Here is a 12,705-nt window from a genome sequence, read left to right as displayed (position 1 = left end):
GTGCACCGGCCCCTCTCCGTCCCCTGCGTCCCCGGCCCGGGGCCCCGGGCTACTCCGTCTTGATCGCCGTCAGCATGTTGAGCTTCGCGGCGCTGCGGGCGGGCCACAGCGAGGCGAGGACGCCCACGAGGCCGGCCAGGAGCAGGAAGATGCCGAGCCGGTCCCACGGGATGACCAGGGCGTAGCCGGGGATGTCGGCGGACAGGGTCCGGCCGATCGCCCAGCCGAGGAAGACCCCGAGGCCGACCCCGATCACCGCGCCGAAGACCGAGATGACGACGGCCTCCAGACGGATCATCCGCTTGACGCGGCCCCGGTCGAGACCGATCGCGCGGAGCATGCCGATCTCCTGCTGCCGCTCGAACACCGACATCGCGAGGGTGTTGACGACCCCGAGGACCGCGATCAGCAGGGCCATGGCGAGCAGCCCGTACATGATGTTCAGGGCGGTGTTGACGAAGCCGCCGAACATGTCACGGATGTCCTGCCGGTCCATGATGCTCATCGCCGGGTTGTCGCCGAGCGCGTTCACGATGGACTGCTCGTTGGCCTTGCTCGCGCCGCCGTCCGTCTTGATCCAGATCTCGCGGATCTCGGGGCGGGTGGAGGCGCTGTGCTGGTCGGCCAGTGCCTTCGGGATCAGGAAGGGCGAGAGGAACTCGTTCTCCTCGTAGGTCGCCCCGACCGTCAGCTCGCCCTTCTTGTCGTCGTCGAACTTCACCGGGAGGGTGTCGCCGGTCTTCCAGCCGTTCGACTTCGCGGTCTTGGAGCCGACCGCGACCTGGCCGTCCTTGAGCGAGGCCAGCGAACCGGACTCGGTGGTCAGCGAGAAGACCTTCTCCACGTCGCCCGGGGTGACTCCGGAGGCCGACTGGTACTCACCGTCGACCTCGAACCAGGCCGCCTGCTGCGGGGAGAGCGCGGTGACGCCGTCGGCCTTCGACAGGGCCGTGAGCGCGGACTCGTCCAGCGAGCCGCCGCTGGCCATCGTGACCATGTAGTCGGCCTTGATGTTGTCCGTGGTCATCTTGTCGATGGCCTGGCCGAGCGTGACGCCGAGCACCGAGATGCCGGTGACCAGGGTCAGTCCGATGGCCAGCGCGGAGGCGGTGGCTCCGGTGCGCCGCGGGTTGCGGACCGCGTTCTGCGAGGCCAGCTTCCCGGAGACGCCGAAGACCTTCTTCAGCAGCGGCCGGACCAGCGCGATCACCGGGCGGGAGAGCAGCGGGATCAGGATGATGACGCCGATCAGGGCGAAGAACGCGCCCGCGGCGACCAGCTGCCGGCCGGAGGTGCCGCCGGTCGCGGCACCGCCGACGATGCCGGCGGAGCCGAGCAGGGTGATCACGCCGCCGATCGAGTTCCGTACGACCAGGGACTTGACGGAGGCGGTGGCGTGGACGCTGCTCATCGCGGCGACCGGGGCGATCTTCGCGGCCCGGCGGGCGGGCAGCCAGGCGGCCAGCACGGTGATCAGGATGCCGACCGCGAAGGCGGAGACGACGGCGGTGGGCGAGACGATCAGCGGACCGGCCGGGATCTTGCCGCCCAGCAGGCCCATCGCGGAGCGCAGACCGGTGGCGAGGCCGAGACCGAGGAGGAAGCCGATGACCGAGGCGAGGGTGCCGACGAAGGCGGCCTCCAGCAGCACCGAGCGCTTCACCTGGCGGCGGGTGGCGCCGATGGCGCGCATCAGGGCCAGCTCACGGGTCCGCTGGGCGATCAGCATCGTGAAGGTGTTGGCGATGAGGAAGATGCCGACGAACAGCGCGATGCCCGCGAAGGCCAGCAGCATGGTGTTGAGGCTGGTCAGGCCGGACTCGATGTCCTTGGCCTGCTGGTCGGCGAGCGCCTTGCCGGTCTGCGCGGTGGCGTCCTTCGGCAGCAGCGGCTCGACCTCGTCCAGCAGCTTCTGGTCGGAGACCCCGGCCGCGGCGCTGACCGTGGCGTTCTGGAAGACACCGGGCTTCAGGTAGAGCTTCTGGGCGGTCGGGGTGTCGAACAGCACGAGGCTGCCGCCCGCGTTGACCGCGCCGTCCTCGGTGGTGAAGATCCCCGAGAGGGTGTACTCCTTCACCGGGCCGTTGGTCGCGACCCGCACCGGGTCGCCGACCTTGTACTCGCCCTTGCTCGCGGTGTCCTTGTCGAGCGCGACCGAGCCGTTCTTCACCGGGCCCGAGCCCTCGGTGAAGTCGTACTGGATGTCCTTGCCGTCCTTGCCGGGGGAGAAGTTCGCACCCGTGTTGGACCAGCCGTTGCCGATCAGCTTGCCGTCGGGGTCGGCGACCCCGGCGAAGCCGCTGACGCGGCCGGTGGCGGAGGCGACGCCGTCCAGGCCCCGGATCTTCTCCAGGGTGGCGTCGTCGATGCCGGGGGTCTTCTCGTCGTCGCCGGCGAACGTCTCGATGGAGACGGCGACGTTGTCGTAGCTCTTGGCGGACTGGTTGCGGAAGGCGTTGCCGAGGGTGTCGGTGAAGACCAGCGTGCCGGAGACGAACGCTACGCCGAGCATGACGGCGAGCACGGTCATCAGCAGCCTGGCCTTGTGCGCGAGCACATTGCGCAGGGCGGTACGGAACATGTCTGTGTCCTGGGATGGGTTCCGGAAGGGGAGGGCGGGGGCGCGCGGGCACGGGGCCGGGTGGGGCGGCCGTACGCGTCAGCCGTGCGGCGGCCGGTCGCGGTGACCGGCCGCGGGCGTCAGCTGGTGCGGCCCTTCGCGTCGAACGCCTTCATCCGGTCGAGGACGCCGTCGGCGGTCGGGTGCATCATCTGGTCGACGACCGCGCCGTCCGCGAGGAAGATGACCCGGTCCGCGTAGGAGGCGGCCACCGGGTCGTGCGTCACCATCACCACGGTCTGGCCCAGCTCGCGCACCGAGTTGCGCAGGAAGCCCAGCACCTCGGCGCCGGAGCGGGAGTCCAGGTTTCCGGTCGGCTCGTCACCGAAGATGATCTCTGGCTTGGCGGCCAGGGCGCGGGCCACGGCGACGCGCTGCTGCTGACCGCCGGAGAGCTCGGTGGGGCGGTGCTTCAGCCGCTCCGAGAGACCGACCATGTCGATGACCTTCTGGAGCCACTCGGCGTCCGGCTTACGGCCGGCGATGTCCATCGGCAGGGTGATGTTCTCCAGCGCGGTGAGCGTCGGGAGCAGGTTGAACGCCTGGAAGATGAAGCCGATCTTGTCCCGGCGCAACTGGGTCAGCTGCTTGTCCTTCAGCGTGGACAGCTCGGTCTCGCCGATCCGCACCGAGCCGCTGCTGAAGCTGTCGAGCCCGGCGACACAGTGCATCAGCGTCGACTTGCCGGAGCCCGACGGGCCCATGATCGCGGTGAACTCGCCCTGCGGGAAGTCCACGGACACCCGGTCCAGGGCGACGACCTGGGTCTCGCCCTCGCCGTAGACCTTCGACAGCTCCGTGGCGCGGGCAGCCACCGCGGTGGCGCGGTGAACGGTGGGGGTGGTGGTCACTGGGACGCTCCTGGTTCGGGTGATGCGGATGGGGCCGGGGCCGTGATGCGACGGCGCTGACGCCATGCCTCGGGGACTTACTCCATCCTTACGGTTCGATCGCCTCCGGTCGTCCCTCCCGATGCCCGTTCCCGGGGCCCTCTTGAGTCGCATCACGGGCGTGGATCCGTCCTCCTCGGGTATGACATCGACCCTGAGCAAAGTCGTGCGACCGCCTTACGGCCGCCCGTGGCGGTGACCCAGCGTGAGGGGGCGGGGGTGGCGGCGGGGGCCGGTCGCGAGGGCGCGCGGGCCGCCCCGGAGCGGTGTCGGCCGCAGGGCCGGAGCGAGGCGGCGGCCGAGGGTGGCGTACGCCCTGGCGAGGCCTGGCGGGGACCTGGCGCGTTGGGCCGTACGGGTGCGGCGACTTTCCGTCATTCCGATGCGGCGCGCACACCGCCCGCGATCGGCCGGGGGCGTGTGGTCAGCCCGGCCCGATGTGCTGACGACCCCTCAAGCAGTCAATAAAATAGGACAACATCGCGCCACTGTTCCGCTGATCGAGGGATGGCCCCGGATAGGGTCGGTAGCCAGACGCGGAGCCGCGCGGCACGCCCGGATGGTGGAACGTAGACACGGCGAGCTTAAACCTCGCTGCCCCTCGGGGGCGTGCCGGTTCGAGTCCGGCTCCGGGCACTACGCGCCGCACGCTGCGTGACCCGGACGGCCCTCACCGTGACCGGCGCACCGCCCGGGACGGCGGCCGCCGCACCGTCCGGACCCTGACCGTCACGCCCCCCGACCGCGACCGGAGACCGTTCCGGGACCCGGCCCGGTCTTTGCCGGGCGGTCCATCACGGATGCCGGAAAGATCCTCCCCGGGCGCTAGGGTGATTCTTTTGCCTACCCATTACTCTTGTGGCAAGGCCACGCAGTGTGGCCATGGAGGAGTGAGATGAGGAGCAGCAACCCGGTCTTCTCGCGACGGGGGTTCAGCCGCGACAACGGCCACGCGGGTTTCAACGCGGCGCCGCAGGCCGGGGCCCCCGCGACGGGCAACCCGTACGCACAGGGCACCGCCGCCAACCCGTACGCCACCAACCCCTACGCGCAGACGGACATGCACGGCGCCCCGCAGGCGCCCGCCCGTACCGACGCGATGACCATCGACGGCGTCGTGACGCGCACGGCGATGACGCTCGGCACCGTGATCCTGGCCGCCGCGGCCGCGTGGTGGATCATGCCGGTCGACCAGGCGAACCTGGGCAGCGCCTACGGCGTGGCCATCGGCGCCGCGATCATCGGCTTCGTGCTGTCGCTGGTCAACTCGTTCAAGCGCCGGCCCTCGCCCGCGCTGATCCTGACCTACGCGGCGTTCGAGGGTGTCTTCCTCGGCATCGTCAGCAACATCGTCAGCATGTACGTCGCCCCCGGCGCCGCGATGCAGGCGGTGCTCGGCACCATGGCGGTCTTCGCCGGTGTGCTGATCGCCTACCGCACCGGGCTGATCCGGGTCACGCGCCGCTTCTACGGCTTCGTGATGGCGGCTGCCATCGGCTTCATGCTGCTGATGATGGTCAACCTCCTGTTCGCCGTGTTCGGCGGCGGTGACGGCCTCGGCTTCCGCAGCGGCGCCCTCGGTGTCGTGTTCGGCATCGTGGCCATCGTCATCGGCGCGGCCATCCTCGCCCTGAACTTCAAGCAGGTCGAGGACGGCATCGCCTACGGCGCTCCCCGCGAGGAGGAGTGGCTGGCCGCGTTCGGCCTCACCGTGACCCTGGTGTGGATCTACATCGAGATGCTGCGCCTGGTCGCGATTCTCAGCGGCGACGACTGAGCGGCCCCGTAGTACCCGCAGTACCCCGTAGCACCGGAACGGCCCGCAGGCATGGCGCCTGCGGGCCGTTCCGCGTTCGCTGGGCCAGTGCGGGGCCAGTGCGGGGCGCGTGCGGGGCCGACTGTGCGGATCGGGCCGTTGGCGGGGGCGCAAGCGGGGCGCGTAGGGTCGGCCGGGTGCTCGATACGACGCCTCTGATCCTGGCCGTGGACCGTTTCGCCGACCGGCTGCGTTCGGCCCCGCAGAGCCGCCTCCAGCGTGGTGCGGCCGCCGAGGCGCTGGCCGCCGCCCGGGAGCTCGCCGTACGGGCCCAGCGGCTGGAGACCCCGGACGCCGAGCCGCGGGAGCTGCCGGACGCCGGGATGTTCGCCGTGGGCGACCAGCTCGCCGTCGTCGGCCGGGACCTGGCCGCGGCACTGGAAACGGCCCCGTCCCGGGAACTGGACGAGGCCGTGCGGTATGTCGACGAAGCGGCGGCGCGGGCTTTCGCGTGAGCGGCGCGGGCGAGCGGCCCGCGCCCGGCGGTCAGAGCGAGGCGATGACGCGATCGGCGAGGATGTACACGTTGTCCTCACCGCAGGAGAAGGTCAGCGCGTAGGCGCCCGAGACGCCCGAGCCGCCCAGCAGCACCGGCTGCCGGCCCGCCCGCAGCGCGTCCGCGAGCCGCTCGGCGGTCTCGCGGTGGCCCGGGGTCATGCAGAGCGTGGTGCCGTCGGCGAAGACGTACACGTCGAGCGTGCCCAGCGGGCCGGGCCGCACATCGGTCAGTTCGGTCGCGGTGTCGGCCAGCTCCTCAAGACGGTTCACGGTGCGCTCGTGGTCGGTGACCACCGGCGTCTGCACGGGAACGAAGTCCGGGTGAGAGGGGTGGCGGCGGCGGGCGGCGGCCAGCTCGGGGGAGTCCTCGGGGAACTCCGCAATCTCCGGCAGCCCGGGCACCGGGTCCGTCGCCAGGTCGGCCGGCGGATCGGTCAGCTCGCCGGCCTCGTGGTCCGCGAGGGTCCGCTCGCTGAGCTCGACGAGCTCCTCCATCGCCTCGGCCGCCTCCAGGTCCATCGACTCCAGGCCGGCGAGGTCGGCCTGCCGGGGCAGGTAGTACGGGGCGTCGTCGCCCAGGCCGGACAGACCGCCCAGCAGGGACGGGGCGTCGGCGGCGTCACGGGCCTCCTGGGCCGCCCAGAAGGCGCGCGCCTCGGCCAGCTCGCGCTCCCGCTCCTCGGCGAGGGCGTCGGCGACGGCCGCGCGTATCTCCTCGGCGGGAGTGGCCGCACTGCGGCTCTGCGGTGGCACCGATGCGCCGGAAGCACGGCCGGCGGCCAGCTCCGAGCGCAGCGCCACGACCTGCTTGCGCAGCCCGTGAGCGGCGTGCAGTGCGGCGGCGCCGACGGCCGTGGCAGCGGCGGTGGTCAGCAACAGGGCAAATGACATGGCGCTCACTGACATACTCCCGGTCTCAATCGATACCCCCGACTTCCTACATCAGCTTGGCCTGTACCGGTACGCGCTGTCAGTGCATTACGTCACGAAATGGACAGGTCTTTCGGTCCGATGTTTAGCCTCAAACGGCTGTGACCTGCGGAAATGACGCTCCCCCGGGACGCAGATCACATCCTGGGGGAGATTCGGTCACGGTCGGAGCTCGCTGCGGCTCAGCTCAGCCGCTCGATCACCATCGCCATGCCCTGGCCGCCGCCCACGCACATGGTCTCCAGGCCGAACTGCTTGTCGTGGAACTGGAGGCTGTTGATCAGCGTGCCGGTGATGCGGGCGCCGGTCATGCCGAAGGGGTGGCCGACGGCGATCGCGCCGCCGTTGACGTTGACCTTCTCCAGCGGCAGGCCGAGGTCCCGGTAGGAGGGGATGACCTGGGCGGCGAACGCCTCGTTGATCTCGGCGAGGTCGATGTCGTCGACGGTCAGGCCGGCCCGCTTCAGCGCCTGCTTGCTGGCCTCGACCGGGCCGTAGCCCATGATCTCGGGGGAGAGGCCGGAGACGCCGGTGGAGACGATCCGGGCCAGCGGGGTCAGGCCCAGCTCGCGCGCCTTGGTGTCGGACATGATCACCAGGGCCGCCGCGCCGTCGTTGAGCGGGCAGCAGTTGGCCGCGGTGACCAGGCCGTCGGGGCGGAACACCGGCTTCAGGCCCTGCACGCCCTCCATGGTGACGCCCGCGCGCGGGCCGTCGTCCTTGGCGACCACGGTGCCGTCGGGGGTGGTGACCGGGGTGATCTCCCGCTCCCAGAAGCCGTTCTTCAGGGCTTCCTCGGCGAGGTTCTGCGATCGTACGCCGAACTCGTCCATGTCCTGGCGGGTGACGCCCTTGAGGCGGGCCAGGTTCTCCGCGGTCTGCCCCATCGCGATGTACGCGTCCGGGACGAGGCCGTCCTCGCGCGGGTCGTGCCAGTCGGTGCCGGTCTGCTCGGCGCGGGCGGCGGTGCGGGCCTCGGCGTCGGCGAACAGCGGGTTGTGCGTGTCCGGCAGGCTGTCGGAGTTGCCCTTGGTGAAGCGGGACACCATCTCGACACCGGCCGAGATGAAGACGTCGCCCTCGCCCGCCTTGATCGCGTGCAGCGCCATCCGGCTGGTCTGCAGCGAGGAGGAGCAGTAGCGGGTGACCGTACAGCCGGGAAGGTGGTCCATCCCCATCTGTACGGCGATGATGCGGCCCAGGTTGTTGCCCTGCTCGCCGCCGGGCAGACCGCAGCCCAGCATCAGGTCGTCGATGTCCTTCGGGTCCAGCTCGGGGACCTTGGCCAGCGCGGTCTGGATGATCGTGGCGGTCAGGTCGTCCGCGCGCAGGTCCTTCAGGGACCCCTTGAAGGCGCGGCCGATCGGCGAACGGGCGGCAGAGACGATCACGGCTTCGGGCATCACGCGGCTCCAAGGGGCTGGAAGGCTGTGTGGACGGCAGAACTCCTCTGGAAGTTACCCGGACGTATCGCCGGGGTCACCCGGCAGGCCGTGTGATGCGGGACTCTTTTCTAAGCGCTTGCTCAGCACGGCCTGCCGTCGGCGCCGGCCGTCACGCGTGGCCGTGGCCGCCCACCGTCACGCGTGCCCGTGGGCGGCGTCCGGGTGGGCGTGCGGGGTGGGTTCCGTGGAGGCGGGCAGACGCCGCCGCCTGCGGTGCTTGAGGAGGGCCCAGGGCGCCCGCGCCCCCGTGACCTCCGTACCGGCCTCCCGGGCCGCCTGGGAGGCCGCCTTGGCCACCGGCAGGATGTCCTCGCGCCGCGCCCCGTCCAGCCGGTCGGTCTCCGGCCACAGGCCCAGCACCGCGCAGAGCGTGGGCAGCACCGCCATGGCCGCCGTGGCGTAGCCCTCGGCCGAGGGGTGGTAGTTGTCCGGGCCGAACAGTTCGCGCGGGTTCGCCGCGAACTCGGGGCCCAGCAGATCGCCCAGCGACACCGTGCGCCCGCCCTGCTCCACCGTGCCGATCGTCTGCGCCGCCGCCAGTTGCCGGCTCACCCGCCGGGCCAGCCAGCGCAGCGGCTGGTAGACCGGCTCGATCGTGCCCAGGTCCGGGCAGGTCCCGACGACCACCTCCGCCCCCGCCGTCCGCAGCCTGCGCACCGCCGTCGTCAGACAGCGCACCGACTGGGTCGCGGGCATCCGGTGGGTGACGTCGTTCGCCCCGATCATGATCACGCAGACGTCCGGGACCCGCGCCGGATCCGCGAGCAGCAGCGACACCTGCCGCTCCAGATCGTCCGACCGGGCCCCGGGCAGGGCCACGTTCCGCAGATCCACCGGCCGCTCGGACACCGCCGCGAGACCCGAGGCGAGCAGCGCCCCCGGGGTCTGCCCGGCCCGCCGCACCCCCTGCCCCGCGGCCGTCGAGTCCCCGAGCATCCCGAGCCGCATCGGGTCGTTCGGTCCGGCGAACGCCACTCCGTACCGCCCGTCCGCACTCGGCGGAACCGGAGCCGTCCCACCGCCCACCTGCCTCTTCGCGAGCTGGACCTCCGCCAGGAACACGCCCACGGCCGCCGCACCGATCAACCCGATGCTGCCACCGCCGTAGGCCGCGCCCGCCGCGATCCGCCGTGCCACCCTTGCTCTCGACACAGTCCGGTCCACCTCCTTCTCGCCGTACAGCCGTACACGTACCTACTTGCCCCGCTCGGGGCTCCGTGTACTCCTTCCCGTACGCACAGTGCGTCCCGTACGCATACTCTGGGCCGGACCATCTCGGAGATCCCGGAGTACACGGTGCAATTCCACGATTCGATGATCAGTCTTGTCGGCAACACCCCGCTGGTGAGGCTGCGCAACGTCACGGCAGGTATCCAGGCGACCGTCCTGGCCAAGGTCGAGTACTTCAACCCCGGCGGGTCCGTGAAGGACCGCATCGCGCTGCGCATGATCGAGGCGGCCGAGCAGAGCGGGGAGCTGAAGCCCGGCGGCACGATCGTCGAGCCGACCAGCGGCAACACCGGCGTCGGCCTCGCCATCGTCGCGCAGCAGAAGGGCTACAAGTGCATCTTCGTCTGCCCGGACAAGGTGTCCACGGACAAGATCAACGTGCTGCGGGCGTACGGCGCCGAGGTCGTCGTCTGCCCCACCGCCGTTGACCCCGAGCACCCGGACTCGTACTACAACGTCTCCGACCGGCTGGTCACCGAGACGCCGGGCGCCTGGAAGCCCGACCAGTACTCCAACCCGAACAACCCGCGCTCGCACTACGAGACCACCGGTCCCGAGCTGTGGGAGCAGACGGAGGGGAAGATCACCCACTTCGTCGCGGGCGTCGGCACCGGCGGCACCATCAGCGGCACCGGCCGCTATCTCAAGGAGATCAGCGACGGCGCGGTCCAGGTCATCGGCGCGGACCCGGAGGGCTCGGTCTACTCCGGCGGCTCCGGTCGGCCGTATCTGGTCGAGGGCGTCGGCGAGGACTTCTGGCCGAGCGCCTACGACCGCGAGGTGACGGACGAGATCGTCGCGGTGTCCGACAAGGACTCCTTCCAGATGACCCGCCGCCTCGCCAAGGAGGAGGGCCTGCTCGTCGGCGGTTCGTGCGGCATGGCGGTCGTCGGCGCCCTGGAGGTCGCCAAGCGGCTCGGTCCCGACGACGTCGTCGTGGTCCTGCTCCCCGACAGCGGGCGCGGCTACCTGAGCAAGATCTTCAACGACGAGTGGATGGCGGACTACGGCTTCCTGGAGGACTCGGGCGCCTCCGCCAACGTCGGCGCGGTCCTGGACTTCAAGGAGGGCCCGATGCCCTCCCTCGTCCACATGCACCCGGAGGAGACGGTCGGTGAGGCCATCGAGGTGCTGCGCGAGTACGGCGTCTCGCAGATGCCGATCGTGAAACCGGGCGCCGGCCACCCGGACGTGATGGCCGCCGAGGTCATCGGCTCCGTCGTGGAACGGCAGCTGCTGGACGCGTTGTTCACCCAGCGCGCCTCGCTGACCGACCCGCTGGAGAAGCACATGTCGGCCCCGCTGCCGCAGGTCGGCTCCGGCGAGCCGGTCGAGGACCTGATGGCCGTGCTCAGCGGCACGGAGGGCGCCGACGCGGCGATCGTGCTCGTCGAGGGCAAGCCGAAGGGCGTCGTCAGCAGGCAGGACCTGCTGGCGTTCCTGGCCAAGGACGCGGGCACGGCGAAGGCCTGACGGTCCGGGGGGTCTCCGGGGCAGCCCCGGGAGGCGCCCGGTGGCCGGGCTTCGCGAAGACGGTACGAGCACGTCATGTCCGCGCAGCACCCGCTTAACACGGCTCCGGCACATTGGTGGGTGTCGGCAGGGGAACCCGCCGGCACCCAGAACGGCGACACCGGACTACGGAGCGGCTCCCGGACCTCCACCGTCGCCCGGACGCGAGCATCCGGCCCTGACCCGGACCGCGTCCCTCGCGGGGACCGCCGTCGTCCCGCCCCCCGGGTGACCGGGGGTGCGGCGGTCCCCGCGACATAACGTCCGGGCTCGCCCCGTCTCCGCCCGCGCCGGGCTCAGTCCTTCCAGTCGGACGACGCCCGTTCGTCCCGGCGGCGGAACAGCCCCCCGCCCCGCGCCGCCTGGAACGCGTTGACGCCGACGATGCCCAGCCAGGCCACCACCAGCCCCTCGATCCCGGCGTTCGCGACGCCGATCGCGGACAGCGGGACGGCCAGGATCAACGAGGCGATCCCCAGCGCGTACCGCTCCCCGAAGCTCTCCGGCTGAGCCGGACGGGCGCCCCGGACACCGGCCGTCTGCTGCTCGGCGAGCTGGCGGCGGACCCTGCGGTCGAGCGTGGTGTCGAGGCGCTGCTCGACCTTCTCCAGGAACGATTCGATGAGCACGGACTCGTACTCCGCACCCAGCTCGCCGCGGGCCTGGAGGGTGGCGGCGAGCTCCTTCTTGAGCTCGTGGTCACGGGCTTCCATGGAGATGACGGTACGGAGTCCAGGCCCCCGTGACAGTGGGGCTAACCCCCGGGTTTTGTCGCGGCCAACCCCCCTCGCGGGTCTCCCGCGGTCTCCTTCCGGCCAGCTGCTGCATATGGACATACAGCATCCTTCCTGGCTGAATAGAACGGTCGGCGCCGGTCGTGGCGCGACGGATCCAACGAGGGGACAGCATGAGGGGGAGCAGCCCCGCCGCACGGTTGCAGCGGCTCTTCGAGGGCCACCGGCTCACACCCACCCAGCGGCGCATCGCACACTGCATGGTCCGCCGGGCCGCCGACGCGCCGTTCCTCTCCAGCGTCGAGCTGGCCGAGCTGGCCGGGGTCAGCCAGCCCTCCGTCACCCGCTTCGCCGTCGCCCTCGGCTTCGACGGCTATCCGGCGCTGCGCAGGCACCTGCGCGAGGTCGCGCCCGCCGAGGCGGAGCAGGAGGAGGCGGGGGAGACGTACAACGAGTACCAGCAGGCCGTCCGCGCCGAGATCGAGAACCTCCAGCACCTCAGTGACATGCTCGCCGACCCCGCGCCCGTCGAGCGGGCCGGCCGGCTGCTCGCCGCCTCCCGGCCCCTGCCGGTGCTCGGGCTGCGCGCCGCCTCCTCGCAGGCGCGCGGCTTCGGCTACTTCGCCGCCAAGGTGCACCCCGACGTCCGGGTGCTCGACGAGGGCGGCACCATGCTGGCCGACCGGATCGACTCCGCCCGCCGGGCCGGGGCCACCGCCCTGATGTGCTTCGCCCTGCCGCGTCACCCCAAGGAGAGCGTGGACGCGCTCGCGTACGCCCGGGACCAGGGGCTGACCGTCGTGACGGTCGCCGACTCCGCCTTCGCGCCCGTCGCCAAGCACAGCGACCTGCTGCTCCCGGCGGCGATCGGCTCCGGGCTCTCCTTCGACACCGTCTGCGCGCCGATGCTCCTCGGCCGGGTGCTGCTGGAGGCGATGTGCGACGGACTGCCCGACGCCCAGGCGCGGTTGGAGGAGTTCGACGTACGGGCGGCGGCGCGCGGCCTGTTCGTGGAGTGAGACCCGAGGGC

Annotated in this window: 10 protein-coding genes and 1 tRNA gene; 5 read left to right on the top strand and 6 right to left on the bottom strand. The window is 71.4% G+C overall.

Annotated elements, in window-relative coordinates:
- Nucleotides 1-49: 49 nt before the first annotated feature.
- A complete protein-coding gene (locus IE145_RS14775) occupies nt 50-2,581 on the bottom strand; it encodes an ABC transporter permease (RefSeq protein WP_189525514.1) in 2,532 nt (843 codons plus the stop codon).
- A gap of 119 nt (nt 2,582-2,700) precedes the next feature.
- Nucleotides 2,701-3,471: an ABC transporter ATP-binding protein gene (locus IE145_RS14770; RefSeq protein WP_189525513.1), complete on the bottom strand. Its 771-nt coding sequence runs from the start codon at nt 3,469-3,471 to the stop codon at nt 2,701-2,703.
- Between the two features lie 592 nt (nt 3,472-4,063).
- Between IE145_RS14770 and IE145_RS14765 the strand changes: the two genes are divergently transcribed.
- The 3 genes from IE145_RS14765 to IE145_RS14755 all read left to right on the top strand — a co-directional run bounded on the left by IE145_RS14765 (nt 4,064) and on the right by IE145_RS14755 (nt 5,781).
- A tRNA-Leu gene (locus tag IE145_RS14765) sits at nt 4,064-4,146 on the top strand.
- Nucleotides 4,147-4,405: 259 nt separating this feature from the next.
- Entirely contained in the window at nt 4,406-5,287 is an 882-nt protein-coding gene (locus IE145_RS14760; protein WP_189525512.1) for a Bax inhibitor-1/YccA family protein, read from the top strand.
- A gap of 176 nt (nt 5,288-5,463) precedes the next feature.
- The gene (locus tag IE145_RS14755; RefSeq protein ID WP_189525511.1) at nt 5,464-5,781 is read left to right on the top strand and encodes a hypothetical protein; all 318 of its coding nucleotides are present in this window, start codon (nt 5,464-5,466) and stop codon (nt 5,779-5,781) included.
- Nucleotides 5,782-5,812: 31 nt separating this feature from the next.
- Here IE145_RS14755 and IE145_RS14750 read toward each other — a convergent pair whose 3' ends face one another.
- The 3 genes from IE145_RS14750 to IE145_RS14740 all read right to left on the bottom strand — a co-directional run bounded on the left by IE145_RS14750 (nt 5,813) and on the right by IE145_RS14740 (nt 9,336).
- Nucleotides 5,813-6,715, bottom strand: a complete 903-nt coding sequence (locus IE145_RS14750) for a hypothetical protein (protein WP_229825559.1) — start codon at nt 6,713-6,715, stop codon at nt 5,813-5,815.
- 221 nt (nt 6,716-6,936) lie between these two features.
- Nucleotides 6,937-8,157, bottom strand: a complete 1,221-nt coding sequence (locus tag IE145_RS14745; protein WP_189525510.1) for an acetyl-CoA C-acetyltransferase — start codon at nt 8,155-8,157, stop codon at nt 6,937-6,939.
- A 177-nt stretch (nt 8,158-8,334) separates the two neighbouring features.
- Nucleotides 8,335-9,336, bottom strand: a complete 1,002-nt coding sequence (locus tag IE145_RS14740) for an SGNH/GDSL hydrolase family protein (protein WP_189525614.1) — start codon at nt 9,334-9,336, stop codon at nt 8,335-8,337.
- A gap of 159 nt (nt 9,337-9,495) precedes the next feature.
- Here IE145_RS14740 and IE145_RS14735 point away from each other — a divergent pair, with 159 nt between their 5' ends.
- A complete protein-coding gene (locus IE145_RS14735; RefSeq protein ID WP_189525509.1) occupies nt 9,496-10,902 on the top strand; it encodes a cystathionine beta-synthase in 1,407 nt (468 codons plus the stop codon).
- A 335-nt stretch (nt 10,903-11,237) separates the two neighbouring features.
- On the opposite strand, the gene IE145_RS14730 is transcribed toward IE145_RS14735, so the two are convergent.
- Nucleotides 11,238-11,654 (bottom strand): hypothetical protein, encoded by a 417-nt coding sequence (locus IE145_RS14730; protein WP_189525508.1) that lies wholly within the window; start codon nt 11,652-11,654, stop codon nt 11,238-11,240.
- Nucleotides 11,655-11,848: 194 nt separating this feature from the next.
- Between IE145_RS14730 and IE145_RS14725 the strand changes: the two genes are divergently transcribed.
- Entirely contained in the window at nt 11,849-12,694 is an 846-nt protein-coding gene (locus tag IE145_RS14725) for a MurR/RpiR family transcriptional regulator (protein ID WP_189525507.1), read from the top strand.
- Nucleotides 12,695-12,705 lie beyond the last annotated feature (11 nt).

This window comes from Streptomyces sindenensis (assembly GCF_014649035.1).
Taxonomy (GTDB): Bacteria; Actinomycetota; Actinomycetes; order Streptomycetales; family Streptomycetaceae; genus Streptomyces; species Streptomyces sindenensis.
The sequence above is the reverse complement of the archived record's forward strand: the minus strand, read 5'-3'. Positions and strand labels throughout refer to the sequence as shown.